We start from the raw sequence: 25,743 nt of genomic DNA, 5'->3' as shown, positions 1-25,743 counted from the left end.
CTTGCTTTGTTACCAAGACAGGATGTTATGATTCAATTTAGAATCAGTTTGTATTATTAGTTGAAAGGTGCGGCCGGATGGGGGACAGAGCCTCCGAGACTGACCTGAGTATGGATGTCGACTCATGCGCGGCGGGCGATGCGGGGCTGGTGGAAATCGCCGGCACCATCAAATGGTTCGACGTTGCCAAGGGTTACGGCTTCATCGTGCCGGACCGGGCAGCGCTCGGCGATGTTCTTCTTCATGTCACGTGCCTGCGCCGTGACGGATACCAGACGGCGCTGGAAGGCGCACGCGTGACGGCGCTGGTGAAGCCGGGGGATCGCGGCCTTCAGACATTCAAGATCCTGTTCATGGACAATTCCACGGCGGTGCACCCGCTGGAAGCCCCGGCTGCGCGCACCCATGTTTCCGTCACGCCCGAGAGCGGGCTGGAGCGGGCGCTGGTGAAGTGGTTCAACCGCACCAAGGGCTTCGGCTTCCTGACCCGTGGCGAGGGGACGGAGGATATCTTCGTCCACATGGAAACGCTGCGCCGCTTCGGCATTGCCGAATTGCGGCCCGGACAGGTCGTGCTCGTGCGTTTCGGCCGCGGTGAAAAGGGCCTCATGGCCGCCGAAATCCATCCCGACCTCGGAACGCCGATCATTCCGAACTGATTGCCAAACGAAAGCACGTCAATGCCGCGTTCGACCCTGTTGCGTACCTGTCTGGCGGCATTGCTGCTGGCATTTTCCGTTCCTGCCGCCACTTACGCCCGCGATGCGGGAGCCGAAGGCCGACCCCAGGTTCTGGAGGTCAATCCTGTGCCGCTGAATGTCACGACGGACAAGGGCGAATTCGCCTTTGACATCGAGGTGGCCGACGATCCGGCGGAGCGCAGCACCGGGCTGATGTTCCGCAAGTCCATGCCCGATGATCGCGGCATGCTGTTCGTGTTCCCGCAGGAGGTGCGCGGCGCCTTCTGGATGATGAACACCATCCTGCCGCTGGACATCATCTACATCCGGGCCGACGGCACCGTGGATTCCATCGTGCGAGGCGAGCCGTTTTCCCTGGCGCCGCTGCGGTCGCGGGGGATGATCCGCTACGTGCTTGAAGTGAACGCAGGAATGGCCGAAAAGACGGGCATCCGTCCGGGCAGCCGCATCCGGCATCCGCTGGTCACGTCCGGCAACTGACAATCCGGGATCGCTTCGGCATGCTTCATTTCAGCAACGATGGCCATGAATTCGCTTTCATCGACGAAGGCGAGGGCGATCCCGTGCTGCTCATTCACGGTTTCGGGTCCTCCCATTCTGTGAACTGGGTGACGCCGGGCTGGGTCCAGACGCTGAACCAGGCGGGTTATCGCGCCATTGCCCTCGACAATCGCGGTCACGGACGGTCGGCGAAGATCTACGATCCGGCGGCCTACACGCCGCAGGCCATGGCGGGCGATGCCGTCGCCCTGCTCGATCATCTGGGCATCGCGCGGTCCCATGTCATGGGCTATTCCATGGGCGCGCGCATAACGGCCTTCATGGCGCTTCAGGCGCCCGCCCGCGTGGCCACCGTCATCCTGGGCGGGCTGGGCTACGGCATGGTGGAGGGGGTGGGCGACTGGGACCCGATCGCCCGTGCCCTGCTGGCGGACGATCCGGCAGCCATCGCCGACCCGCGCGGACGGATGTTCCGTGCCTTTGCCGACCAGACGAAGAGCGATCGCAAGGCGCTGGCCGCATGCATATCCCGTTCGCGCGACCTGTTGAGTGAAGAGGACATGGCGCGCATCGCCCAGCCGGCCCTCGTAGCCGTGGGCACGGTTGACGACATTGCCGGCTCGCCTCACCGCCTGGCCGGATTGATGCCGCACGGTGAAGCCTTCGATATCGAGAGGCGCGATCACATGCTGTCGGTCGGCGACCGCACCTTCAAGAAGCGGGCGTTGCAATTCCTTTCGGAGAATCCGCTGTGAAGCCGGCCCGCCACATCACGCTCACCGGCGCCGAGGGCAATCGCCTGGAGGCCGAAATCTGGGGCAGCGCCGGACATCCCGTCATCCTCTTGCATGGCGGCGGGCAGACGCGCCACGCCTGGTCGCGCACCGCCATGCGCCTGGCATCCGCCGGCATGCAGGCCCTGGCGGTGGACCTGCGCGGCCATGGCGAAAGCGAATGGGTGGCCACGGGCCACTACCGGTTTGCCGACTTCGGCCGCGATGCCGATGCGCTGGTTGCGCAGGTCGCGGACCTGTTCGGCGAAGCGCCGTCCGGCGTGGGGGCGTCGCTGGGCGGCCTCTCCCTGCTCACATCCGAGATCAACATCAGGCCGCGCCTGTCCTCGCTTGTGCTGGTGGATATCGTGCCGCGCATGAACCGCAAGGGCGTGGAGCACATCCTGGGCTTCATGCAGGCGCGCCTTGGCGAAGGCTTTGCCTCGCTGGAAGAGGCCGCCGAAGCCATCGCCGCCTATCTGCCGCACCGCAAGCGTCCCCGTTCGCTCGACGGGCTGCGCAAGAACCTGCGCCAGGGCGCGGATGGCCGCTATCGCTGGCATTGGGATCCGGCGTTCTCGACCGGCGAATACAATATCGACAAGGGCGCCGAGGCCCACATGATCGCGCTGGAGGCCAATCTCGACCGGCTTGAACTGCCGGTCCTGCTGGTCCGCGGCATGCAATCCGAACTGGTCGATGAAGCGGTTGCCCGCGAGGTTGTCGCCCGCCTGCCGGATGGCCGCTATGCCGATGTCGGCGGGGCCGGCCACATGGTTGCCGGCGATCGCAACGATGCCTTCTGCGATGCGATCCTTGAATTCCTGCGTGCGGTCGAAACGGCCTGAGCGCTGGCGCCTTCCGCCTCAGCGCCCCTGGAACACGGGTTTGCGCTTTTCGCGGAATGCCGCCCGGCCTTCCCGGTAGTCCTCACTGTCGAAGGTAGCCGAGCCGAGCGTGCGCGCCAGGTGCATGTCGGCTTCCGTCTTGCTCGCAACGGCGCGGATGGCCGCCTTGGAGGCACGGATCGACAAGGGCGCATTGGCGCCGATCGCCTCCGCCATGGCCGTGGCGCGGGCATCGAGCGACTGCCGGTCGCCCTCGATCTCCAGCAGGAAGCCGGCCGCCAGCGCCTGCGCTGCGGTGATCCGCGCCGCCGAAAAGGTCAGCCACTTCGCCATTTGCGCCCCGGCTGCGGTGACGATGTCGACCATGGCATCCTGCGGATAGGCCAGCCCCAGCCGCGCCGCCGGCACCGCGAAGACCGCATCGGGCGTGGCGATGCGCAGGTCACAGGCGGCCGCAAGGCCGAAGCCGCCGCCAAAGCAGATGCCCGAAATCGCCGCGATGACAGGGAAGGGTGCTTCACGAAGGGCGGCGAAGGCATCCGAATTGGCCTGCTCATAGGCACGCGCCGTTTCGCTGTCGCGGCGCACGGCGTCGAACTCGCCGATATCGGCCCCGGCGGAAAAATCATCGCCTTCTCCGCTCACAACAAGCGCGCGCACGTCACCGTCCGCGCCCCAGCCGTTGATCTGGTCGGCGATCGCCCGCCACATCGCCTGTGTCACCGCGTTCTTGCGCGCAGGCCTCCTGATCGTGAGCCGCGCGATTCCCCCGTGAAGCCCGGCTTCCAGCCCGTCTGCGATTTCAGCCATTGTCGAACCCGGTTGAATTCCGTTTCACCGGGTTTTGAAAAGTTTGCGGTTTGAATGCAAGCCGTTCTGACCTATTTTCGTTGCCTGGAACAATTTTGAGGTGCCCGTCATGGTGACCCAGTCTGCAAAGAGTGCCGGCAACCTGAAGCCGGTGGATCCGATCTGGTCTCAGGTGCGCCATGAGGCGAAAGAGGCTGTGAACAACGATCCGCTTCTGGCAGCGTTTCTTTATTCGACCGTCCTCAACCATGACTCGCTGGAGGAGGCGGTGGTTCACCGGGTCGCCGAGCGTCTCGATCATCCGGATCTGGGGGCGGACCTGATCCGCCAGACCTATGCGGTGATGATGCGCGAGGACCCGTCCTTCTCGGAGAGCCTGCGCGTCGATATCCAGGCGGTCTTTGACCGCGACCCCGCCTGCACCCGCTATATCCAGCCTGTCCTTTACTTCAAGGGCTTCCACGCAATCCAGACCCACCGCCTTGCGCATTGGCTGTGGAAACAGGGCCGCGAGGATTTCGCGCTTTACCTTCAAAGCCGCTCGTCCGCCGTGTTCCAGACCGACATCAATCCGGCCACGCGCATCGGCAAGGGCATTTTCCTCGATCATGCCACCGGCCTCGTGGTCGGTGCCACCGCGGTGATTGATGACGACGTGTCGATCCTCCAGGGCGTGACGCTTGGCGGCACGGGCAAGGAGGATGGCGACCGCCATCCGAAGATCCGCCATGGCGTTCTCATCGGGGCCGGCGCCAAGATTCTTGGCAATATCGAGATCGGCGCCGGTGCCAAGGTGGCGTCGGGGTCTGTCGTGCTCGATGCGGTTCCCCCGTGCAAGACGGTGGCCGGCGTGCCGGCGCGCATCGTGGGTGAAAGCGGCTGCGCCGAGCCTTCACGCGACATGGACCACCGGATTGCCGTGGAGAAACGCTGAACGGCGGGGAAACTGGCCTGGTGGGGTTTACACCCTGCCATCCCCCATGCCAGAAGCGCGCCTGCCGGCCGGGCAAGCCCTTTTTCCGGCGGAAACAGACGACAATCCCGAATGGAGCAGGATACCTTGAAACCCGACGAACTGCGCAAGCTGGATGCCTATTTCAAGCGGACCTTCATGAACCAGGCTCTGCAGGTGAAGGCGCGCCCGCGCAAGAGCGATTCCTGCGAACTGTATCTCGGCGACGAATTCCTCGGCATCATCGACCGCATCGAGGAAGAAGGCGAAGTGTCCTACAACCTCGCCATGGCGATCCTCGACATCGACCTCGAATGAGGACGCTTCGCCGGCGCCTTCGCGTCAGGCGCCGGTCACCATGAGCCTGCGCGCCAGCGCCAGCACCGCGGCATCGAGTTGCCGCCACTGCGTCAGCAAGTCCTTGGAAAACCGGTATGTCAGCGACAGGTGGTCGCCGACATGGATGTCGCGCTCGCAGGCGGCGACCGTTTCGCGTGCAGCCTCTCCGGCAAGGCACCGGGCGGCAAAGGGTTGCGCGCCTTCGCGCATGCCCAGCACCATCAATTCCCCCAGATAGCCGGTCTTTTCCAGAAAGCCGTGCATCTTGAGGCCGGCCGGGCCGTCAATGCCCGGCTGGATGATGAGATCCTTGTAGATCGGCGCGACCCGGCCGGACATGTCGCGCGACATGGTCCGTTCCTGGAAGGTCAGGAAGATCACGTTTCCCCCGCCGATATTGTTGAAATCGTCTGCATGTTCGCGGGTGTAGCCGTTCATGTCGGGCCAGCGGGCATAGAGCTGCAATTGCGGCCAGCTTCCGTCCGTCCTCTGCCATTCATGGCGGATAAGGTTGGAAGGCACATGCAGCACATTGTTGCCCATCACGATTTCACGGATCTGCCTGTCGTCGGTGTGACCCGCCATGGCGATGGTTCGCCCGTAATGCTTGCCCGCCACGAAGATCGCCAGCGAGAGCAGCAGCAGGCCGCCAAAGACCATGAAGACACGCATCATGAATGGCGCGTCGAGCTGCCTGATGATGAGATTGGCCTGGGCGGTCTGGGTCATCGGTAGGTGTCCCGTCCTGAAACGGATTGTTCTGGCATGCGGCTTGCGAGCCGGAGGTCTGATCCTATCCTTCGTCGCTTATGGTAAACGGGGCGTAAACATGAACGGGATGCAACTGGTCTTGTTTGCCTGGCTGACAGGCCTGACCGTGACAGGGATGGTTTCGGCCATGGCGGAAGCGGCCCTGGCGCGCCCCGTCACCTTCTGGCCGCCATTCGTCTCACGGACCCGCCTGTTCCGTTCGCTCGTTTTCACGGCTTTTGCCGGCCCTGCCATGATGCTCAACGACGCGCTTGACGCGCGGCGCGGGCATGGATTGCCGGGCGCGGTCCTGGCCGCCGTGGTGATCGTGGTCAACCTGTGGGCTCTGGCGCTGGGCATCGTTGCGCTGGCATTCGTGGCGGCTGTTTTTCCCTCCACCGTCTGATAGGTTTCCCGCGATGAAACACCGGAACCGCAAGGAGAGACAGGCATGCCGGTTTATGCGCTCGAGGAACGCCAGCCGCAGTTCGACGACAGGGACAGCGTCTGGATCGCGCCGGATGCCCATGTGATCGGCGATATCCGCATCGGGCGCGATGTCGGCATCTGGTTTGGCGTCGTGCTGCGCGGCGACAACGAGCCGATTGTCCTGGGCGAGGGGACGAATGTGCAGGAACACACCGTCATGCACACCGACATCGGTTTCCCCATAAACGTCGGCAAGGGCTGCACGATCGGCCACCGGGCCATGTTGCACGGCTGCACTGTGGGCGACAACACGCTGATCGGCATGGGCGCCATCGTGCTCAATGGCGCACGCATCGGCAACAATTGCCTCGTCGGCGCGGGCGCGCTGGTTACCGAAGGCAAGGAATTTCCGGACAACAGCCTGATTGTCGGCTCACCTGCAAAAGCAGTGCGCACGCTCGATGACAACGCGGTCGGGATGCTGAAAGGCTCGGCCCTTCACTACATCGAGAACCAGCGGCGTTTCGCCCGTGGCCTGAAGGCGCTCTGATTGGCCTGAAAAGGAGCGGAGCCGGCCTTGGGGATCAAAGGCCGGCTCCTGTAACCCGGTCATGGGGGACGGGGAGTTGGGGACTTGACCGGGTGTTCGGTTCAGCGGCGGATCGAGCCGACGGATTGGGTGCGGCTGTCGTTGATCGACACCCATACACCCGCATTTCGGGATGATTGCCGCTTGAGAAAGCGGTATTCCGTCTTGTCCCACGCCAGGACGCGCGGTTCGAGATTGTCCAGGATGAAATCGCCCATGTCCGTTGCCAAGGTCAGCACCGCATGGCCATCGCCATTGGGCTGCAGCACGACAGTGACGAGCAGCGCCGAGGCGGGTATGCCGGCCTTGATCAGCAGCCGCCGTTTTTCCAGCACGTAGTCCTCGCAATCGCCCTGGCGTCCGGGATAGGACCAGTATTCCTCGCGGCCCCACATTTCCATGTCGGTGCGCGGCTGGACCATGACATTGACCCTGTCATTGATGCCGATGATCCGGCTCCAGAGGGCACGGGTCAGTTCGACCCGCCGCGCCGAACCGGTGCTGCCGCACTCGGACGGATGGCTTTGGCAGAATTCGTAATGGCCGATGGGTTGTGAGGTAATGCCGCCGGTCCGCATGGGCGAATTGGCCTGTGCGACGCCTGATCCTCCGGCAATGACAACGCTTGTGATCAGGACTTTCAGGATGTTGTTTTTCATGTCCAGTCTCCCCGTATAAAGAGAACAGTGACACAGGCGGATTTATTTCAGGCAAAGCTTTGATGTTGCAATTAAGACGAATTAATGGATGATTATTACTGTATTTGATCTGTATTTGTATTTAATTACGATAAAATAGAGTGATGATTCGACTCAATTTAGGAGAAACTTGTTTTAGAATGCAGTTCGGAATTGTAGTGCTGCATTAACCATGGCGCCACCGTGGGTACGCCACCGCGGATGCGCGGGTGCGCCGGCGCCATCGCCGGCATGCGCGGTCTCGAGGTGATGTGGAAAACAGGAAAACCGGCCGCGAGGGGCCGGTTCGTGTCAGGCTGGGACGTCAGCCGGAAGGGATCAGCCGTTCAGCGATCCGTCCAGGTCCGCCTGGCGCTGCAGCACGGCGAACTCCACGGCAACGCCCTCATCGAAATGACGGACGACCTGGCCCCGCATCGTGCCGAGCGTGACCTGTGTGCCGATGGCCGGCTTGACCTCGATCTCGACAGCCGCGCCGGAAAGGGAAAGGTCGATGATGCGGCACTGGTACTGGCGTCCGTCCGACAGCTTGAGAACGGAAATCGGATTGCGCGGCGCCACGCGTTCGTGGCGGCGGTCTTCCGGCAGATCGAGCTCGTGCTTGTTGGCAAGCCAGGTCAGTTGCGCTGCCAGCTTGTCCTTCTTGCGATCCGACGCAATGATGGTGACCGCGAAACCGTCCTGCAAGGTGCGGGTGATGACACCTTCGACACGTCCGATATGGTCGAGATAGGCGATGCACTTCTCGCCCGGTTGACCTGACACGTCGGTGCGCAGCGCCACGCTGCCCGGTGACATGTCGATGACCTGGCAGGGATGTTCCTCACGGTCTTCCAACATGAACCGGCCATAGACCTTGACGTTGACCCTTTGGAAGGTCCGCCGCTCGGGCCTGTCCGGCATCGCTTGTGGAGCGGGCATGCTCATACTCGTCGTGTGCCTCGTCTGCGCATTCATCCCTATGGACCGTCTTAACCATAGATGGCGAGGCGTTAACAACGCGTAAGCAGCGCCGGGAAAACTTGAGATTGAAAAGGACGGGCTATGAAAGCCCGCCGTCCAGCACCATGAGATGGCGAACACGCCGCCCGGTCGGGCGTTCGCGGCCGTAATCCATGTCTTCCGCAGCCGGGCTGAGCGATGGCACGGCCACTTCCGGCCGGTTTTTCAGGAAAACGGGCTCCCGGTCGGGATCCACGACACGCAGCGCATTCAGCCTGCACTCCACCAGCGGATCGACGCAGAGCCAGAATGGCTTGTCGAGAACGACCGCCGAGCCGAGCGCGCGCGCGCCTTCGCCCTTGCCATGCAGCGGCAGCAGCACGAGTTCCATGGCGATCTGGCGCCCGGCGCGGCTATGGCCTTCCAGGCTCAGCACGACGACGCAATTGTCGCGAAACGCATTGCCTGCCAGCCGGGTGACGATGCGCCTGTCGCGATCGTTCCACAGTGAGGCAAACACGAACCCCTTCAGTTCCTGGCCGAACAGCGCGCACAGACGTGTTCCGGCGAGGCGGAAAATGGCCTGTCCGCGCGTGTCCTCTTCCAGGATGAACGTGTCGCCGAGCAGTGAGCGGATGTCCGCCGGTTCGATTTCATGACGTCGCGGGGCAGGGCGGCCATTCCTCAGCCTGTTCCAATACAGGAAAAGATCGATTGTCTTCTGGTCTTTCATGGCGCTTGTCCCGCGATCTGTCAGCTTTTGTTCCATCGACGAACAGAATCGGTGTTCCCCGACAGGATTCATGGACAACGAGGCACAACGCATGCCACCGCCCTCAGGTTTCGATCGGGGGTTATCAACGGGGCTTGGCGGTTAAGGTTAACAAAGGCTTTCCGTTGCATGCGCCGCCGCCTTGTGGCACACCGTCATCAACGGCGAAGCAATTGGTATTGCGGCTCTTTCGTCGTTGACAGCCAGTTTTCGGGGAGAGCAGGGGCTCGACCAGGCCGTTCGGGGAAAATCCCGGGCGGCCTCTTTTTTTAACGAAGTCGCGCCTGTAGTCTGCGGCTCCCGTCGGACAGGCCGCGAGAGCTGATCACCCATGCACGACCCTGAGGAAGACCGCCCCGAGACCACGGTCCCGGCGCCCCGTGAGCCGGTGTTCAACATTGCCGCGCCGGCCCTTCTGATGATCGTGGCCTGTGTCGGCATTCACGCGCTTCGCAGTTTCGTGCTGACGCCGGACCAGGATTTCGCACTGGTTCTGCACATGGCTTTCATCCCGCTTCGCTATACGGGCGGCTATGATCTGGATGTTTATGCCTGGCTGTCGCCGCTCAGCTATTCGTTGCTGCACGGCGGCTGGCTGCATCTGGTGATCAACATGGTGTGGCTTGCCGCGTTCGGCTCGCCATTGGCCGCGCGCGTGGGCTGGCTGCGCTTTCTCGCCTTCTGGGCGGTGACCGCGCTTGCAGCCGTCGCCCTCCACTTCGCTCTCCATTCCGGTGATGCCGTGCCGCTGGTTGGAGCGTCGGGTGCTATCTCCGGCATGATGGCTGCCGCCGCGCGCTACGGCTTCGCGGTCGGGCGCACGGGCGGTATCCGCGCCTTCGACGGCCCGCTCCTGACATTGGGCCAGATGCTGGCTTCGCGCCTAGTCCTGTCCTTCCTCGCCATCTGGTTCATTGCCAATCTGGTGACCGGGCTGGCCTCCGCCGGTGGCAGTCCGATTGCCTGGCAGGCCCATATCGGCGGGTTCCTCGCCGGCTTCATCGTCATTCCCTGGCTCGATCCCTGGCGCCGCGGCTGATCGCCGACATTCCGCTCTTGCCAAATTGTCGCGCCCGGCACACCATGAAAACCGGACGAGGGGGCGATTGTGCTGTCCACGCAGCGAGAGGAGAAATTTCATGACCGTGAAGGCGATTCTCGACGAAAAGGGCCGTGATGTGGTGACCATTTCCGCCGGTGAGACGCTTGGCAATGCCGCGGCTCTGCTGGCCAGAAAGAGGATCGGCGCCGCCGTGGTGGTCAAGCCGGACGGCAGCATCGAGGGGATTCTCTCCGAGCGCGACATCGTGCGCGCCGTGGCTGAACGCAAGGGCGCATGCCTGGATGACGCGGTTTCGTCAGTCATGACGGCCAAGGTCAAGACCTGCACGGAAACCAGCACGATCAACGACGTCATGGAGATCATGACCGCCGGACGCTTCCGTCACCTGCCCGTGGCAGAAAACGGGAAGCTGATCGGCATCATTTCCATCGGTGACGTCGTCAAGCGCAGGATCGAGGACGTGATGCGTGAGGCCGACGAGATTCGCAATTACATAGCCGCAGGCTGAGAAGGCGCGGCGGGACCGGTTGCCAACGGCACAAAAAAAGTTCCCGGCGCGAGCGCCGGGACAGTGGGAGGGATCCAGAAAATTCCGTTGGCAATCAGGCCGCTGCGTCTTCCATCTTCTTCAGCCGCATCAGCAGGTCGTGATTGCGGCAATAGGCAGGCGCTTCGTCCGGGGCATCGCTGCGCTTCAGCCATTCCTCGCATGCATCGCCTTCGCTGCAAGAAAGGCAGCGGTTGGCGGCGCGCCGGTAGACTTCGGTAGCGTGCGGGAGACCGGACATGTGGTCTTCAAGCTCAAGCTTTTGGACCATGCCTTCGAAAAGATCACCGTGACGCAGGATCCTGGTGAATATTCCCTTGAGGCTCATGTGACGGTCTCCCATCGCCGTTGACGTGACCAATCTGCCATAGCCGGACCGGCCCGCCTTGATTTATGTCAACTGTTGCAAAACGCGGTGCGGTTTCCAAAAACCTTGCAACACCGGGCGGTTTGCTCTACCCGGAGAGCAACCTGAAAGCCGGCCTCCGTGCCGGTGAAATCCCGTGAAAAAACAGTCCTGCGAGCCATGACCATCATCGACACGCGCACGCCCGAGCCCAAACGCCTGATCCCCGGAGCAACGGGTGATTGGGAAGTCATCATCGGCATGGAGGTTCATGCCCAGGTGATCAGCCGGTCCAAGCTTTTTTCCGGTGCGTCCACGGCCTTTGGCGGCGCGCCGAACGATCATGTGTCACTGGTCGATGCGGCCATGCCGGGAATGCTGCCCGTCATCAACGAGGAATGCGTTCGCCAGGCCGTTCGCACGGGTCTCGGGCTCAAGGCGCAGATCAATCTGAAATCCGTCTTCGACCGCAAGAACTATTTCTATCCGGACCTGCCGCAGGGCTACCAGATTTCCCAGTTCAAGCAGCCAGTGGTCGGCGAGGGCATCGTGACCGTGTCGGTGGGACCGGACAAGCAGGGCAACTTCGAATCGATCGAGGTCGGCATCGAGCGTCTGCATCTGGAGCAGGATGCGGGCAAGTCGATGCATGACCAGCACCCGACCATGTCCTACGTCGATCTGAACCGCTCGGGCGTGGCGCTGATGGAAATCGTCTCCAAACCGGACATGCGTTCCGCCGACGAGGCCAGGGCCTACCTGACCAAGCTGCGCACGATCCTGCGCTACCTGGGCACCTGTGACGGCAATATGGACGAAGGCTCGATGCGCGCCGACGTGAATGTTTCAGTGCGCCGGCCCGGTGAGCCTTTCGGCACGCGCTGCGAGATCAAGAACGTCAATTCCATCCGCTTTGTCGGCCAGGCGATCGACTACGAGGCACGCCGCCAGATCGCGATTCTCGAGGATGGCGGTTCCATCGACCAGGAAACGCGCCTGTTCGATCCGGCAAAGGGCGAGACACGCTCCATGCGCTCCAAGGAAGAGGCGCACGATTACCGCTATTTCCCCGATCCCGATCTCCTGCCGCTGGAATTAACCCAGGCCTTCGTGGATGAACTGGCCGCCGACCTTCCCGAACTGCCCGACGAGAAGAAGGCCCGCTTCATGGCGCTCGGCCTTTCCGAATATGACGCTGCGATCCTTGTCTCGGAGAAGGCGATTGCCGACTATTTCGAACAGGTGGCCGAAGGGCGTGACGGCAAGGCGGCCGCCAACTGGGTCATCAACGACCTGCTCGGTGCGCTGAACAAGGCCGGCAGGGGCATCGAAGAGACGCCGGTCTCGCCCGCCCAGCTTGGCGCCGTGATTGACCTGATCAAGGATGGCACCATTTCCGGCAAGATTGCCAAGGACCTGTTTGAGATCGTCTGGAACGAGGGCGGCGATCCGAAGACCCTCGTGGAGGAGCGCGGGCTGAAACAGGTCACCGATACCGGCGCCATCGAAAAGGCGGTCGACGAGGTGCTGGCCGCCAATCCCGACAAGGTCGAACAGGTCAAGGCCAAGCCCACCATGGCCGGCTGGTTCGTTGGCCAGGTGATGAAGGCGACCGGCGGCAAGGCCAATCCCCAGGCCGTTCAGGCACTGGTCAAGGCAAAGCTCGGGATCGAGGAATGAGCCGCGCCTTTGCGGTCAGGCCGACCCGGGTGGACGACATCGAACCGCTGATGGTCTTGGTCAAGGCGAGTTGGGCACGCACATACGACCCGATCATCGGCGAGGCCGAACGCCAGCGCATTTCCGGCGCAAAGCATGTGCGCGCCCTGTTCGAATCGGAATATGCCAACTCTTCGGCCTTCGGTTTCGTCGCCTGCGACGAGACGGGGTGGCTGGTGGGGCAGGCCGCCGGCGAATGGCTGGACACCGGCGCGGCTTTCATCGACCGGATCCACGTGGAGCCAGAGTGGAAGGGCTCCGGCGTCGCCATGGCGCTGATCGAGGCGGTGGCGTCGCTTGCCGATGCGCGCGGCGCGCCGGTCGAACTGACCGTGCTGCGCGGCAATGACCGCGCCATTGCTTTCTACTTCAAGGCCGGGTTCCAGCGTATCGAGGAAGCACCGGGCCTCGGCGACACGCCGGCCGACCTGATGCGCCGTCCCGCCGGCATGGCGAAGCCTCAGGCTTGACGATCCGCTTGTAAAAAAGCCATCGTGCCATTGCGCATTGTGCGCATCAGCATGAGGCAGGTAGCTTGAGGCAAAAGCATCCATGTGGATCAGGACCGTCGATCGCGACGATTTGGAGAACATCCGCGACCTTCTCGTCAAAACCTGGCACGCCACCTACGACGATATCTATGGCGAGGATCGCGTGAACGCGATCAATGAGGACTGGCATTCGCTCAAGGCATTGCAGAAGCGGATGACGAAGCCCTATTCCGAATTCGTCATCGCCGACGACGGCACCGAGATCCTCGGCGTCGCCTATGCGTCGATGGGGGACGAGCGGGTGGCCTATCTTCATCAACTCTATGTGAATCCGCAGGCGCAGGGCAGGGGTGCCGGCAAGGCGCTGCTCATCGAGATGGAGAGTGCCTTCCCGATGGCCGCCAAGATGCGCCTGGAAGTGGAAGAGGCCAATGCGAAGGCCATCGCCTTCTACGAGAACCAGGGCTACCGCCAGGTGGACCGCACCGAGAATTGCGGCAGCCGCGATTCCGGCATCCCCGCGCTCATCCTCGAAAAGCAGATAGGCTGACGGGCGGCGGCCGGGCGGGTCCGCTGCGCATCGTCTCATGGGTGTTCAACCAAGGGGGGAAGACGTGGTCATGCGGAAGTTCATCATCATTGCGGTTCCGGTTTTCATTCTCGGATTTGCGGCCGGAAACGCATTCTGGTACCTGTTTTCACCCTTGTGGATCGACCGCGTCGTATCCGAGGAACTGCCTGCCGAACTGATGACGACGCCGGTGGCCGCAGGGCAGTTCCGCGATGCCGATACCGCCCACAAGGGCCGCGGCGAAGCCCGCATCCTGCGTACTGCCGGCGGTGCGAACCTGCTTCGGCTTTCGCAATTCGAGGTCACCAACGGGCCGGACCTTGAAATGTGGCTCGTCCAGAACCCGGATCCGAAATCCTCGGCTGACGTGAAGGCCAGCAAATGGCTTTCGCTCGGGCCTTTGAAGGGAAATGTGGGCGACCAGACCTACGTGATTCCCGGTGATGTCGATGTCGCCGCCTTCGGCTCGGCCGTGGTGTGGTGCCAACAGTTCGGCGTGCTGTTCTCGGCAGCCCCCCTGACCCGGCCATGACGGACGGGACGGCGGTCACGATCCGCCCCGCCACGCGTGCCGACGTTCCCGCCATCGTGGCGCTTTTCGCCGACGATGTGCTGGGCGGCCATGGCGACACGGCCGATCCCGCCGCCTTGCCGGACTATCTGGCCGCATTCGACCGGATTGCGGCAAGCCCCTGCGACACGCTCTTCGTGGCGGAACTGGACGGCCGGATCGTCGGCACGTTCCAGGTCACGCTGACAACGGCCATGACCGGGCGCGGCCGACCGGTCCTCACCATCGAGGCGGTACAGACCGCCGCCGCGATGCGTGGCCAGGGCATCGGTGCCGCCATGGTCCGCCACGCCGTCGGCGAGGGCCGCAAGGCCGGCGCCCGGCTGGTCCAGCTCATGAGCAACAAGACACGCGCCGATGCCCACCGCTTCTATGAACGCCTCGGTTTCGCCCGCAGTCATGAGGGCTTCAAGCTGAAGCTGTGAAAGGCGGGATGCGGCTGCAAATATCCGGGCTGCGCCCCTTGTTTTCCGGCGCTGCCCGCTTCATAAGGCAAGGCAATTGCGGATGCGCGGCATCGCCTGTGCATCCTTGCGCGTAGGACGAGGCCCGGCATGCTGAAGCTACTCACCAACATCTTCACCTGGTGGAATGGCGCAACCCTCAACACCAGGTTCTTTACCTGGCGCCACGGGACGAAAGTCGGCGAGGACCAGTTCGGCAACGTCTATTATGAAGGCACGAAGGATTCGGAAGGCCGCACCCGCCGTTGGGTGATCTATAACGGCTATGCCGAGGCCTCCGCCATTCCGCCCGGCTGGCACGGCTGGATGCATCACCGCGTTGCCACGCCGCCGACGAAGGAAAACTACGTCCGGCACGACTGGGAAAAGGAACATATCGCCAACCAGACCGGTACGCCGGGCGCCTACCGGCCGGATGGCTCGATCCTGACCCCGGCAAGCCGCCCCAAGGTGACCGGCGACTACGACGCCTGGACGCCGGGTTCCTGATCGCGACAGGCCGTTTACGGGCCTTGTCACGCCACAATTCGCGGTTAACGCATTCTTGAGGGCGTTGCGCTGAAAATGACGCTCCCTTGCCGTTCCGCCGCGAAATCCGGGAATCTCAGCCGGCCATGAAGATCAGAACCTGCAATCGTTTCATCGGGTTTTTTGCTGCGTCCGCGATGACGGGCCTTGCCATGGGCGTGGCCCATGCCGAGCGAATCACGAACCCGGTCGCCGAATTCACCGGCATCGACAAGATCACCGGCCGTATCATCAGCTTCGACGTCTATATCGACGAGACCGTGCAGTTCGGCGCGCTGCTTGTCACGCCGCGGGTTTGCTATTCACGCATCAACGAGGACGAGCCGAAGACCGACAGCTTCGTGGAGGTCGATGAAATGACGCTCGACCGCAAGGTCCGGCGCATATTTACCGGCTGGATGTTTGCAGAAAGCCCCGGCCTGAATGCCGTCGAGCATGCCGTCTACGATGTCTGGCTGAAGGGCTGCAAGCAGGAATCCGACGTTCCCCCGCCCAAGGACAGTTGATCCGTTTCAGGTCGACAGGAGGCCGCCCGTCTCCCGCTCGCCGGGCAGATTGAACGCCGCGTCGGCGGCAATGGCCTTGGCCAGTATCTTCTCGTAGGTCCGCCGCGGCACATCGACGGCGCCGAACCGCTTGAGATGGTCGGTGGTGAATTGCGTGTCCAGCAGCAGGAAGCGCTGCTGCCTCAGCCGCTCGACCAGATGCCAAAGGCATACCTTGGATGCATCGGTCTCGCGCGCGAACATACTTTCACCGAAAAAGGCAGCCCCCAGCGAGACACCGTAAAGACCGCCAACCAGCCGCCCGCCGCGCCATGCTTCAACCGTGTGGCAATAGCCGCGCCTGAACAGCGCGCCATAAGCGTCCCGGATCGTGCGGTTGATCCAGGTTGTCGGCCGGTCCTCGGTCGTTTCGGCACAGCCGTCGAGCACGCCCTCGAAATCACGGTCGAATGCGATCTCGAAACGGTTCTGCCGGATTGTCTTTTTCAGGCTGCGGGGGACATGAAAGGCGTCCAGGGGGATGATGCCGCGCACCTCCGGCCTGACCCAGAACACCTCCTTGTCGGCTGCATCCTCGGCCATCGGAAAGACGCCCGTAGCATAGGCGCGCAGCAGAAGGTCGGGCGGGATTGCCTGTCCTGGAGCGAGCGGCCGGCTCACGCGCTCACCCTTGGGCCTTGCGCCGTCTCAAGCCGCATCCGTCTTGGTCGCCAGATATTTCTCCAGCCAGTGAATGTCATAATCGCCGTTTGCGATGTCCCGGTTGGAGACGAGGTCTTGGAAGAGCGGCAGCGTGCTGTTGATCCCGTCCACGACGAACTCGTCCAGCGCCCGGCGAAGGCGCATCATGCATTCCACGCGGTTGCGGCCATGCACGATCAGCTTGCCGATCAGGCTGTCGTAGAAGGGCGGGATCTTGTAACCCGAATAGACGCCGGAATCGACGCGCACGCCGAGGCCGCCCGGCGTGTGGAAATGCGTGATGACACCGGGCGAGGGCGTGAAGGTGAGCGGGTCCTCGGCATTGATCCGGCATTCGATGGCATGGCCGGAGAAACGGATATCCTCCTGGCGCACCGACAACCCGCCGCCCGATGCCACACGGATCTGCTCATGCACGAGATCGATCCCGGTAATGGCTTCGGTCACCGGATGTTCCACCTGCAGCCGGGTGTTCATCTCGATGAAATAGAACTCGCCGTTCTCATAGAGGAACTCGATCGTTCCGGCACCCGAATAACCCATTTCGGCAATCGCATTGGCGCAGATGGAGCCTATCCGTTCGCGCGCTTCCTCGTTCAGCGCCGGCGAATTGGCCTCTTCCCACACCTTCTGGTGCCGGCGTTGCAGCGAACAGTCGCGCTCGCCAAGATGGACGCCCTGGCCCATGCCGTCGCCAACCACCTGAACCTCGATATGGCGGGGCTTCTCCAGGTATTTTTCGATATAGACGGCATCGTCGCCAAAGGCCGCGCCTGCTTCCGAGCGCGCCGTCTGCAGCGCCACGACGAGATCGTCTTCCGAGCGCGCCACCTTCATGCCGCGGCCGCCACCACCCGCGGAAGCCTTGATGATGACCGGATAGCCGATTTCACCGGCAATGCGCCGCGCGTCGGCCTCTTCCGTCACCGCGCCGTCGGAGCCGGGAACGACCGGAATGCCCAGCCGCCGGGCCGTGCGCTTTGCTTCGATCTTGTCGCCCATGATGCGGATGTGATCCGCCTTCGGGCCGATGAAGGTGATGTCGTGGGCCTCGAGGATGTCGGCGAATTTCGCGTTTTCCGAAAGGAAGCCGTAGCCCGGATGAATGGCGTCAGCCCCGGTGATCTCGCAGGCTGCAACGATCTGGTGGATGTTGAGATAGGAATCGCGCGATGGCGGCGGTCCGATGCACACGCTCTCGTCGGCAAGACGTACATGCATGGCGTCCGCGTCCGCTGTCGAGTGAACGGCCACCGTCGATATGCCCAGTTCCTTGGCCGCGCGCAGCACGCGAAGGGCGATTTCGCCGCGATTGGCAATGAGGATCTTGTTGAACATGGGCGCTTACTCGATGATGACGAGCGGCTCGCCGAACTCGACCGGCTGCGAATCTTCCACCAGGATGGCGGTGACGGTACCCGAGCGCGGCGAGGGGATCTGGTTCATCGTCTTCATCGCTTCCACGATGAGCAGGGTCTGCCCCTGTTTCACGGTCTGTCCAACCTCGATGAACGCCTTGGCTCCAGGGGCCGGCGCCATGTAGACGGTTCCGACCATCGGGGAAGGAACGGCGTTCTTGTTGTCTGCCGGCTTGTCCGGCGCTGCCGCCGCCGGGGCAGCCTGTGCCGGCGCCGCGGCAGGTGCCGGCGCGGGCACGTGAATGGCCGGCGCGGCGGCAATCTGGCGCGACACGCGCACGCGCAAATCGTCCTGCTCGACCTCGATCTCCGACAGGTTCGTGTCGTTCAGGATCTCTGCAAGATCGCGGATGAGCTGCTTGTCGATGCCGGAGGATTTGGAAGCCATGCGCTAGTGTCCTTCTTGAAACGTGTCAGCCAGCCGCGCGGCGCGCCAACTGTCTGCGTCCTGCCGCCGGCCGGCCATCGCGAATTCCCGGACGCCGGCGGAGGGCCGAGCGTCTCTATAAAGCGGATAGCCGCGCGCGAAAAGACCGCAAGCGGCAAGTTTTCTTCTCCACAGGCGTTTGGCCGAAGAGAGCCTGTCAGCACTCCGTGCTGTTGCAGGCGCGCAGGTTTTCCACCTTTGCCGACAGCACGTCGTGGCCAAGTGCGCCGAAGACCACCTCGTCGCCCACCACATAGGACGGTGTGCCGGTGATCGACAGCTTGTTGGCCAGATCGTAGGTCTTGCGGAAGGTGGCGATGATCTGCGGGTCCTTCATGGCCTTGCGCAGCGCCGCCTCGTCAACGCCCAGGCCGGTGGCGATCTCGATGGCCTTGTCTTCCGTGGCCCGCCCGCGCGATCCCAGGAGCTGCTGGTGAAATTCCGGGTACTTTTCCGGGGCGATGGTGATCAGCGCCTGCGACACGACATGCGCCTTCTGCGAATCCTCGCCGAGGATCGGGAATTCCTTGAGCACGAAGCGCAGGTCCTTGTCGGCCTCCACCATGGCCTGCATGTCGTCGAGCGCCCGTTTGCAATAGCCGCAATTGTAGTCGAAGAACTCCACGATCGTGACCGAGCCCTGGGGATTTCCCACCAGTCCGTCATGTTCGGAATCGAACAGGTCGCCGGATGCGGCGCCAATCACCGCGCGTTGCTGGTCGCGCTGTTCGGCCGCCTGCTTGTCCTCCAGGGCCTGCTGCGCCTCCAGCAGCACCTCAGGGTTTTCCAGCAGATAGGCGCGAATGATCGTTTCGATCTCCTTGCGGTTGGCATCCGAGATCGTCATCTCCTCGGCCACGGCCCGCACCGGAAGCGCGACGGAAAGGGCAACGCCGGCCACGGCAAGCGCGTGAACCAGGGTGCGGGGTAGGGCGGATGCGATCATGTCTTTCGTTTCCTTGTCCTGAATGGGCCTGGCAGGCCCGGATGTCTGTCAGTTCTTTTTGCCGCGCGGCATGTCAAGAATGTCCTGCGCACGCTGCCAGGCCGGCGAGCCCGGCTTCAACTTCTGCTGTGCGCGGGCGGCGAATATGCGCGCATCGCGGATGTTTCCCGCATGAAAGTTGCCTTCCGCGGACGCCAGTTCCGCCTCGCCGATCTCACCAAGCGCGCCATGCGCCTGGGCAAGGAAGCGGTAGGCGCCGGCATTGGCCGGATCGACAGCCAGTCCCTTTCGGATCATGTTGACCGCCTCGCGCATGGAATCGCGCCGGCCAGTGGCGATCAGCGCCTGTCCGCGCGCGATCAGCAGCAGCGGCGAATCGCCGCCGAGCCTGGCGGCCGTTCCATAGGCCGATGCGGCTTCCGACGGCCGGTTCGCTTTCATCAGGGCATCGCCGAGCAATTCGCGAAAATAGGCGTTGCGCGGCCTTTTCTGAACCAGCGCCTCGGCGCGCTGCACCGCCGTGCGCGGATTGCCGTTGAGATAGGTGTTGAGGGCCAGGCCGTATTCCGCGGCGATCTGCGCGCGCAGCGAGCGGGAAATGCGGGACACGGCACCGGGGCCTTCCGTGTATGCGGCGATCTTCACGCGCGCCATGTCGTGGCGCTCCTGAAGTTCAGCCGGATCCGCGCGATTCCAGTATTTGCTCTTTCTGGCCAGTTCTTCCAGCAGCGCAATACGGTCACGCGGCATGGGGTGGCTGGCAAGATAGGGGTCGATGCGCGAGCCGGTCAGCGAGAGGGCGCCGGCAAAACGCTCGAACGTCCTGATCATGCCCCTGGCCGACTGGCCCGTGGCATTGAGGTAGTCGATTGCCGACCGGTCTGCCGTGGCTTCCTCGCCGCGCTGATAGGCGAGCAGGCCGCGCCGCGCGAACTCGCCGGAGCCCATGGCAATGCCGCTGCCCGCGCCCGCAAGCCCGCGGCTGTTCGTCGCCGCGCCTGCCGCCATCGCGCCGATGCCGAGCAGGGAGCCGACAATGGCCAGCGTCTGTGCCCGTTCGATCTGCTGGCGAAGGCGCTCCTGGTGGCCGCCGGCGATATGCCCGGCCTCATGCGCGATCACGCCGATGATCTCGTTGGGGGTTTCCGCGATCATCAGAGCCCCGGTATTGAGGAAAAGGCGCCGGCCGGCGACAAACGCGTTGAAGGAACCGTCATTGACGAGAACGACTTCCACGCCCGTTCGCGCAAGGCCGGCCGCTTTCAGGATGGGGCGGGCATAGTCGCGCACCAGCGCTTCGATTTCCGCATCCCGCACGATGGGCACCCGGCTGCGCGCTGCGGCCGGCGTGACGACCTGTGTGGCGGCGATGGCCATGGCTGCCAGCAGGGCCGTTGCTTTCAGCGTGATTCGGCGAAACATGGTGCTCGGTGTCGTTGCGGTCATCTCGTCCCTAGTGCTACCCGACTGCCACCGGGCTGAAAACCCGCGTCCAATCCAGTTCATCAACTTGTGATCGCCACATCAATCGGGCATTTGTGCGGCCATGCAAGACGGCGCGATGTCACGCGCCGAATGCCCAAAGGCGTTGATGGCGGGAGTATGGAAGGCATGACGACACGCATTTCAAGGCGCAGCGAGGTGGAACCCTTCCACGCAATGGATGTGCTGGCGGCGGCCAACCGCATGAAGGCGCGCGGTGTGCCGGTGATTTCCATGGCCGTCGGCCAGCCCGGGGATCCGGCTCCGCGCTGCGTCCGCGATGCCGCGGCAAAGGCCCTCTTACAAGGCCGCATCGGCTATACCGATGCGCTTGGCCTGTTGCCGCTGCGCCAGGCGATCGCCGCCCACTACCGGGATCACTACGGCGTTTCCGTTTCACCGGAGCGCATAGCGGTCACCACCGGGTCTTCGGCCGCCTTCAATCTGGCCTTCCTGGCCATGTTCGATACCGGAGATAGGGTGGCGATCACCGCGCCCGGCTATCCGGCCTATCGCAACATCCTGAAGGCGCTGGGTCTGGATGTCGTCGAGATTCCCCTTGATCCGGATGGCTACCTGAAGGCGGCTCAGGTGGAAGCGGCCCACCGCGAGGCGCCGCTGGCCGGCGTGCTGTTTGCCAGCCCCGCCAATCCGACCGGGGCCGTCATTCCGGACCCTGAACTGAAGGCCATCGCTGCCACGGCACGCGATCTGGGGATCGCGCTCATTTCGGACGAGATCTACCACAGGCTCAACTTCTCCGGACCCGACACGACGGCGCTGGCGCTCGACAGCGACATCACGGTCATCAATTCCTTCTCGAAATACTATTGCATGACCGGTTGGCGGATCGGCTGGATGGTGCTGCCCGAAGCCCTGGTGCGGCCCATCGAGCGCATCGCCCAGAGCCTCTACATCTCGGCGCCCGAGCTATCGCAGGTCGCGGCCGTGGAAGCCTTCAATGCGTCCGCGGAACTGGAACTGGTCAAGGACCGCTACGCCCGGAGCCGCGCGCTCCTGATGGAGGCCCTGCCGCGCCTTGGCCTGCCCCTGGCCGCGCCCATGGACGGTGCCTTCTATGCCTATTGCGACGTCACCCGCTACACCAACGATTCCATGGATTTTGCGCGCCGTATGCTGGAGGAGGCCCATGTGGCGGCCACCCCGGGCCTCGATTTCGATCCGGTCCAGGGGCCGCGCACGATGCGTTTTTCCTATGCCGGTACGCCCGGCGACATGTCGGAAGCGGTGAGCCGCCTGGAGCGCTGGCTGGCGCGGTTCTGAAGGCGGTAAAACCGCCGCGGCGGGGACCATTCCCTTGCTTTGGCAAGACATGAAAAAGCCCGGTGAAAACCGGGCTTTTCCTTTGCTAATTGCGCTTGCGCCGAAGGTTCTCAGAAGAAGCCCTTGCGCTGCCACCAGCCGGCCTTGCGCGGCTTGGTTTCACCGCTCTCCTGATTGGCCGACGTGACCACCGGTTCCGAGGCGACGGGAGCCGTGCGGGCAGAGCGGTCTGCTGCCGCGGCATCGTCTCCGGCAGCCTCTGCCGCTTCCCCGGTCGTGGTTTCCGCTTCCGTTTCGCTGACGCCGTCGGCGCTGGTCCCGGATGCGTCATCGGCGTCGGCTTGCGGCGTATCCTTGCCGCCTTCCGCGTCTTCGCCCTTTGCTTCCGGCTGCGCGGCGTCATCGCTCCGGGCGGCCGTGGCCATCTCGGCTGCCGCCTCCACGGATGGAGAAACCTCCGCCGTGGCTTCGTCAGCAGCCTTGGGCTCGGCATCGGCCTTCTTGCGCGACCGCCGCTTCGGCTTCGGCTTTTCCTCGGCTGCGGCTTCGGCGGCCTTGCTGTCCGCGTCGCCGGCTTCCTCGGTCTTTGCCTTCTTGGCGCGGCTGCGGCGTTTCGGCTTGGCCGGCGCCTCTTCCGGCGCGGCTTCCGGCGTGGTCTCGGCGCTTGCCGCTGCGCCTTCGACCGCTGCCGCAGCCTCGGCGTCGACAGCTTCCACGGCCTCGCCGTCCCCGGTTTCGCCTTCGGCCCCGGCTCGGGTTTCCGCTTGCGCAGGCGCGTCCCCGGTCTCAGGCTCGGCTAAAACGCCCTCGCTGTCACTCTCGGTGGTTTCCGCTTCTTGCGAATCGCGGCGGTTGCGGCGTCCGCCACGCTTGCCCCTGCGCCGCTTCTTGCGCTCGCCCTCGTCCTCGTCGCCGGCATCCTCGCCCGAGGCGTCCGCCGCCTCGCCATCGCCGGCTTCCGTGCCGTCGTCGCCATCGGCGTCCGCGTCATCGCCTTCGGCCTGCTGCGTATCGCCATCGCGGTCGCGACCGCCACGCCGGCGCCGCCGCCGGCGGCGCGTCTTGCGGCCGCCATCGTCATCCTTCTCGCCGGTCTCTTCCGCCTCTGGCGCCGTTTCCTCCGCAAGCGCCTCGTCGACGGCGTCTTCCTCCGAAAGGTCGGGCGCCAGCGCAGGCACCGGCGCGCTCGGGGTGCCGGCGGCGGCCGATCCGCGGTCGATCTCCACCAGTTTCATGCCCACCGTATCGTCGCCCTCGACGGTGACGGTAAGCCCGAAACGCGATTCCAGGTCCATGAGGTTGGCGCGCTTCTGGTTGAGGATGTAGAGCGCGGTGGCAATTGGCGTGCGCACGGTGATGTTGTTGCGCGCGTCCTTCGTCAGATATTCCTCGATGGTGCGCAACACATAGAGCGCAACCGAGGAATCGGAGCGCACATGGCCGGTGCCGCCGCAATGCGGGCAGGTCTGCATCGTGCTTTCAAGCACGGAGGCACGGATGCGCTGGCGCGACATCTCCAGCAGTCCGAACGGCGAGATGCGCCCGACCTGGATACGGGCACGGTCGTTGCGCAGGCAATCCTTGAGCCGCTTTTCCACCGAACGGTTGTTGCGCTTCTCCTCCATGTCGATGAAGTCGATGACGATCAGCCCCGCCATGTCGCGCAGGCGCAATTGCCGCGCCACTTCCTCCGCTGCCTCCAGGTTTGTCTGGAGCGCCGTGTCCTCGATCGAATGTTCCTTGGTGGAGCGCCCGGAGTTGACGTCGATGGCGACCAGCGCCTCGGTCTGGTTGATGATCAGGTAGCCCCCGGACTTCAGCGTCACCTGCGGCTGGAGCATGCGGTCGAGCTGCGCCTCCACCCCGTAGCGCACATACATCGGCGTGGGGTCGCGATAGGGCTGCACCACCTTGGCATGGCTCGGCATGAGCATGCGCATGAAATCCTTGGCCTCGCGATAGCCTCCATCGCCGGCGACGAGGATCTCGTCGATATCCTTGTTGTAGAGGTCGCGCACCGACCGCTTGATCAGGCTGCCTTCCTCATAGACGAGGGAAGGGGCGGTGGACTGCAGGGTCAGGTTGCGCACCTGTTCCCACATGCGCATCAGGTATTCGTAATCGCGCTTGATTTCCGGCTTGGTGCGGTTGGCGCCGGCGGTGCGCAGGATCACGCCCATGCCTTCCGGCACTTCGAGATCCTTGACGATGTCCTTGAGCCGCTTGCGGTCGGTCATGTTGGTGATCTTGCGCGAAATGCCGCCGCCGCGTGCCGTGTTCGGCATCAGCACCGAGTAGCGACCGGCCAGCGACAGATAGGTCGTCAGCGCCGCGCCCTTGTTGCCGCGCTCTTCCTTGACCACCTGCACCAGAAGAATCTGGCGCCGCTTGATCACCTCCTGGATCTTGTAATTGCGGCGCGGGGCGCGCCGCCGCGAGGCGGCCTCGTCCATGGCGTCCTCGGCGCCGACCATCTCCACGCCGGCCTCTTCGCCCTCGCCATTGGCATCATCCTCGCCATGGGCGTCGTCGCCGTCATTGTCCTCGTCGTCGTCGGATGCGTCGGCACCGTCTTCGTCGTGGTCCGCCGCATCGCCGTGCGTGTCCGGCTCCTGCAGGTCCACGGCATCGCCGAATTGCGGCGCGGGCTGGTCGGTGTCCTCGGAAACGACATTGGCATCGGCATTGGCTGCAAGCGCGGCAACCTGGGCCGGATCCTCCTCCGTCTCGCCATCATCCTTCTTGACGTCGGACGCCCGTGCCTTGGCGACCTTGTCGGAACCGCGTCCGCGCCGGCGCCGACCGCGCCCCCGGGCGTTGCTGCGGCCGGACTGCTCGTCTTCCTCGTCCTCGTCCTCGCGGCGCGCCGCCTCGGCCTCGTCGCGCAGCAGGGCCTGCCGGTCGGCGACGGGAATCTGGTAATAGTCGGGATGGATTTCGGAGAAGGCAAGGAAGCCGTGGCGGTTGCCGCCATATTCGACGAAGGCAGCCTGGAGCGAGGGCTCCACCCGCGTCACGCGCGCCAGATAGATATTGCCTTTGAGTTGCTTCTTGTCCTGTGATTCGAAATCGAATTCTTCGATACGGTTACCGCGGGTGACAACCACCCGCGTTTCCTCCGGGTGGGAGGCGTCGATGAGCATTTTGTTGGCCATGGAAAGTCCCTGGGACAGACCGAGACCGGGCGGGGGGCCGCTTGGGGGCCGCCGGGCCGGTGGGTGGTCTGCCTGATTTGTTGATTGCCGTCCTGACAGTGGCGGGCGACGCAGGCAGAACCTCGTCCGCGGCATGTGAAGCGCGGATACTCGAGAGGTCTTTAAATCGTGCGTCTGACGCCATCACCGTGTCATTTCGGTCCATTACATTGTGGATGCGGACATGCGCCGCACCCGTCCTTGCTCTTGAAATATCGGCACGGGTTGAGCCGACCCGGCCGTCTTCCTCACACAAAGGCCCCGGTCATCGGGGACCTTGAAGAAATTCTTCCTGGAGCGCGGCCGGCGGCGTTTCATTGCCCTGGCGGTTTCGCCGGCCCTCGTCCCGCGCCTGCAACAGAGGCGGAGGACAGGTGCCT

General features: G+C 63.7%; 30 protein-coding genes. 18 read left to right on the top strand and 12 right to left on the bottom strand.

Going from position 1 to position 25,743, the window contains the following annotated elements; genetic code table 11:
• Positions 1-77: 77 nt before the first annotated feature.
• The 4 genes from R3D65_RS01555 to R3D65_RS01540 are packed head-to-tail and all read left to right on the top strand — an operon-like array spanning position 78 to position 2,823.
• Positions 78-659 (top strand): cold-shock protein, encoded by a 582-nt coding sequence (locus R3D65_RS01555; protein WP_371273471.1) that lies wholly within the window; start codon positions 78-80, stop codon positions 657-659.
• A 21-nt stretch (positions 660-680) separates the two neighbouring features.
• On the top strand, positions 681-1,181 hold the full coding sequence (locus R3D65_RS01550; protein ID WP_371273470.1) for a DUF192 domain-containing protein: 501 nt from the start codon (positions 681-683) through the stop codon (positions 1,179-1,181).
• 20 nt (positions 1,182-1,201) lie between these two features.
• Positions 1,202-1,957 (top strand): alpha/beta fold hydrolase, encoded by a 756-nt coding sequence (locus tag R3D65_RS01545; protein WP_371273469.1) that lies wholly within the window; start codon positions 1,202-1,204, stop codon positions 1,955-1,957.
• A complete protein-coding gene (locus R3D65_RS01540; RefSeq protein WP_371273468.1) occupies positions 1,954-2,823 on the top strand; it encodes an alpha/beta fold hydrolase in 870 nt (289 codons plus the stop codon). The genes R3D65_RS01545 and R3D65_RS01540 overlap by 4 nt, the downstream gene beginning before the upstream one ends.
• Positions 2,824-2,841: 18 nt before the next feature.
• Here the strand turns inward: R3D65_RS01540 and R3D65_RS01535 are convergent, their stop codons facing one another.
• On the bottom strand, positions 2,842-3,633 hold the full coding sequence (locus R3D65_RS01535) for an enoyl-CoA hydratase-related protein (protein WP_371273467.1): 792 nt from the start codon (positions 3,631-3,633) through the stop codon (positions 2,842-2,844).
• 109 nt (positions 3,634-3,742) lie between these two features.
• Here R3D65_RS01535 and cysE point away from each other — a divergent pair, with 109 nt between their 5' ends.
• Together cysE and R3D65_RS01525 are read left to right on the top strand one after the other, a co-directional pair.
• Positions 3,743-4,567: a serine O-acetyltransferase gene (cysE, locus tag R3D65_RS01530; protein WP_371273466.1), complete on the top strand. Its 825-nt coding sequence runs from the start codon at positions 3,743-3,745 to the stop codon at positions 4,565-4,567.
• Positions 4,568-4,693: 126 nt separating this feature from the next.
• Positions 4,694-4,903: a DUF3126 family protein gene (locus R3D65_RS01525; protein WP_371274334.1), complete on the top strand. Its 210-nt coding sequence runs from the start codon at positions 4,694-4,696 to the stop codon at positions 4,901-4,903.
• A gap of 24 nt (positions 4,904-4,927) precedes the next feature.
• Here the strand turns inward: R3D65_RS01525 and R3D65_RS01520 are convergent, their stop codons facing one another.
• A complete protein-coding gene (locus R3D65_RS01520; RefSeq protein WP_371273465.1) occupies positions 4,928-5,653 on the bottom strand; it encodes a hypothetical protein in 726 nt (241 codons plus the stop codon).
• Between the two features lie 100 nt (positions 5,654-5,753).
• On the opposite strand from R3D65_RS01520, the gene R3D65_RS01515 reads away from it, so the two are divergent.
• Both R3D65_RS01515 and R3D65_RS01510 read left to right on the top strand, forming a co-directional pair.
• On the top strand, positions 5,754-6,080 hold the full coding sequence (locus R3D65_RS01515; RefSeq protein ID WP_371273464.1) for a hypothetical protein: 327 nt from the start codon (positions 5,754-5,756) through the stop codon (positions 6,078-6,080).
• Between the two features lie 45 nt (positions 6,081-6,125).
• Positions 6,126-6,653: a gamma carbonic anhydrase family protein gene (locus R3D65_RS01510; RefSeq protein ID WP_371273463.1), complete on the top strand. Its 528-nt coding sequence runs from the start codon at positions 6,126-6,128 to the stop codon at positions 6,651-6,653.
• Between the two features lie 101 nt (positions 6,654-6,754).
• On the opposite strand, the gene R3D65_RS01505 is transcribed toward R3D65_RS01510, so the two are convergent.
• From R3D65_RS01505 to R3D65_RS01495, 3 genes are all read right to left on the bottom strand, one after another.
• Positions 6,755-7,351: a transglutaminase-like cysteine peptidase gene (locus tag R3D65_RS01505; protein WP_371273462.1), complete on the bottom strand. Its 597-nt coding sequence runs from the start codon at positions 7,349-7,351 to the stop codon at positions 6,755-6,757.
• A 357-nt stretch (positions 7,352-7,708) separates the two neighbouring features.
• Complete coding sequence (locus R3D65_RS01500) at positions 7,709-8,311, bottom strand: PilZ domain-containing protein (protein ID WP_371273461.1); 603 nt, start codon at positions 8,309-8,311, stop codon at positions 7,709-7,711.
• Positions 8,312-8,432: 121 nt separating this feature from the next.
• On the bottom strand, positions 8,433-9,065 hold the full coding sequence (locus R3D65_RS01495) for a PAS domain-containing protein (protein WP_371273460.1): 633 nt from the start codon (positions 9,063-9,065) through the stop codon (positions 8,433-8,435).
• 370 nt (positions 9,066-9,435) lie between these two features.
• Here R3D65_RS01495 and R3D65_RS01490 point away from each other — a divergent pair, with 370 nt between their 5' ends.
• On the top strand, positions 9,436-10,143 hold the full coding sequence (locus R3D65_RS01490; protein ID WP_371273459.1) for a rhomboid family intramembrane serine protease: 708 nt from the start codon (positions 9,436-9,438) through the stop codon (positions 10,141-10,143).
• Between the two features lie 100 nt (positions 10,144-10,243).
• The gene (locus tag R3D65_RS01485) at positions 10,244-10,675 is read left to right on the top strand and encodes a CBS domain-containing protein (protein ID WP_371273458.1); all 432 of its coding nucleotides are present in this window, start codon (positions 10,244-10,246) and stop codon (positions 10,673-10,675) included.
• 94 nt (positions 10,676-10,769) lie between these two features.
• On the opposite strand, the gene R3D65_RS01480 is transcribed toward R3D65_RS01485, so the two are convergent.
• The gene (locus tag R3D65_RS01480; RefSeq protein WP_371273457.1) at positions 10,770-11,042 is read right to left on the bottom strand and encodes a DUF6455 family protein; all 273 of its coding nucleotides are present in this window, start codon (positions 11,040-11,042) and stop codon (positions 10,770-10,772) included.
• Positions 11,043-11,240: 198 nt separating this feature from the next.
• On the opposite strand from R3D65_RS01480, the gene gatB reads away from it, so the two are divergent.
• From gatB to R3D65_RS01445, 7 genes are all read left to right on the top strand, one after another.
• On the top strand, positions 11,241-12,740 hold the full coding sequence (gene gatB / locus R3D65_RS01475; RefSeq protein ID WP_371273456.1) for an Asp-tRNA(Asn)/Glu-tRNA(Gln) amidotransferase subunit GatB: 1,500 nt from the start codon (positions 11,241-11,243) through the stop codon (positions 12,738-12,740).
• Entirely contained in the window at positions 12,737-13,249 is a 513-nt protein-coding gene (locus R3D65_RS01470; protein ID WP_371273455.1) for a GNAT family N-acetyltransferase, read from the top strand. Before gatB ends, R3D65_RS01470 begins: the two co-directional genes overlap by 4 nt.
• 82 nt (positions 13,250-13,331) lie before the next feature.
• A complete protein-coding gene (locus R3D65_RS01465; protein WP_371273454.1) occupies positions 13,332-13,820 on the top strand; it encodes a GNAT family N-acetyltransferase in 489 nt (162 codons plus the stop codon).
• Positions 13,821-13,890: 70 nt separating this feature from the next.
• Complete coding sequence (locus R3D65_RS01460; protein ID WP_371273453.1) at positions 13,891-14,373, top strand: DM13 domain-containing protein; 483 nt, start codon at positions 13,891-13,893, stop codon at positions 14,371-14,373.
• Entirely contained in the window at positions 14,370-14,837 is a 468-nt protein-coding gene (locus tag R3D65_RS01455; RefSeq protein ID WP_371273452.1) for an N-acetyltransferase family protein, read from the top strand. The genes R3D65_RS01460 and R3D65_RS01455 overlap by 4 nt, the downstream gene beginning before the upstream one ends.
• 129 nt (positions 14,838-14,966) lie before the next feature.
• Positions 14,967-15,365 carry an NADH:ubiquinone oxidoreductase subunit NDUFA12 gene (locus tag R3D65_RS01450; RefSeq protein ID WP_371273451.1) on the top strand — a complete coding sequence of 133 codons (399 nt, stop codon included), beginning with the start codon at positions 14,967-14,969 and terminating at the stop codon, positions 15,363-15,365.
• 125 nt (positions 15,366-15,490) lie between these two features.
• A complete protein-coding gene (locus tag R3D65_RS01445) occupies positions 15,491-15,910 on the top strand; it encodes a DUF2155 domain-containing protein (protein WP_371273450.1) in 420 nt (139 codons plus the stop codon).
• Positions 15,911-15,916: 6 nt separating this feature from the next.
• On the opposite strand, the gene aat is transcribed toward R3D65_RS01445, so the two are convergent.
• From aat to R3D65_RS01420, 5 genes are all read right to left on the bottom strand, one after another.
• Positions 15,917-16,570 (bottom strand): leucyl/phenylalanyl-tRNA--protein transferase, encoded by a 654-nt coding sequence (gene aat, locus R3D65_RS01440; RefSeq protein WP_371273449.1) that lies wholly within the window; start codon positions 16,568-16,570, stop codon positions 15,917-15,919.
• 27 nt (positions 16,571-16,597) lie between these two features.
• Positions 16,598-17,950: an acetyl-CoA carboxylase biotin carboxylase subunit gene (accC, locus tag R3D65_RS01435; RefSeq protein ID WP_371273448.1), complete on the bottom strand. Its 1,353-nt coding sequence runs from the start codon at positions 17,948-17,950 to the stop codon at positions 16,598-16,600.
• A 6-nt stretch (positions 17,951-17,956) separates the two neighbouring features.
• Positions 17,957-18,418 carry an acetyl-CoA carboxylase biotin carboxyl carrier protein gene (gene accB / locus R3D65_RS01430; RefSeq protein WP_371273447.1) on the bottom strand — a complete coding sequence of 154 codons (462 nt, stop codon included), beginning with the start codon at positions 18,416-18,418 and terminating at the stop codon, positions 17,957-17,959.
• Positions 18,419-18,614: 196 nt separating this feature from the next.
• On the bottom strand, positions 18,615-19,403 hold the full coding sequence (locus tag R3D65_RS01425; RefSeq protein WP_371273446.1) for a DsbA family protein: 789 nt from the start codon (positions 19,401-19,403) through the stop codon (positions 18,615-18,617).
• A 48-nt stretch (positions 19,404-19,451) separates the two neighbouring features.
• Positions 19,452-20,825 carry a M48 family metalloprotease gene (locus R3D65_RS01420; RefSeq protein ID WP_371273445.1) on the bottom strand — a complete coding sequence of 458 codons (1,374 nt, stop codon included), beginning with the start codon at positions 20,823-20,825 and terminating at the stop codon, positions 19,452-19,454.
• 189 nt (positions 20,826-21,014) lie between these two features.
• Here R3D65_RS01420 and R3D65_RS01415 point away from each other — a divergent pair, with 189 nt between their 5' ends.
• Complete coding sequence (locus R3D65_RS01415; protein ID WP_371273444.1) at positions 21,015-22,169, top strand: pyridoxal phosphate-dependent aminotransferase; 1,155 nt, start codon at positions 21,015-21,017, stop codon at positions 22,167-22,169.
• Positions 22,170-22,279: 110 nt separating this feature from the next.
• Here R3D65_RS01415 and R3D65_RS01410 read toward each other — a convergent pair whose 3' ends face one another.
• Positions 22,280-25,324, bottom strand: coding sequence for a ribonuclease E/G (locus R3D65_RS01410; protein WP_371273443.1), 3,045 nt, complete (start codon positions 25,322-25,324; stop codon positions 22,280-22,282).
• Between the last annotated feature and the right edge of the window lie 419 nt (positions 25,325-25,743).

Source organism: Zhengella sp., assembly GCF_041397485.1.
In the GTDB taxonomy this organism is placed as follows: domain Bacteria; phylum Pseudomonadota; class Alphaproteobacteria; order Rhizobiales; family Rhizobiaceae; genus Zhengella.
The sequence above is the reverse complement of the archived record's forward strand: the minus strand, read 5'-3'. Positions and strand labels throughout refer to the sequence as shown.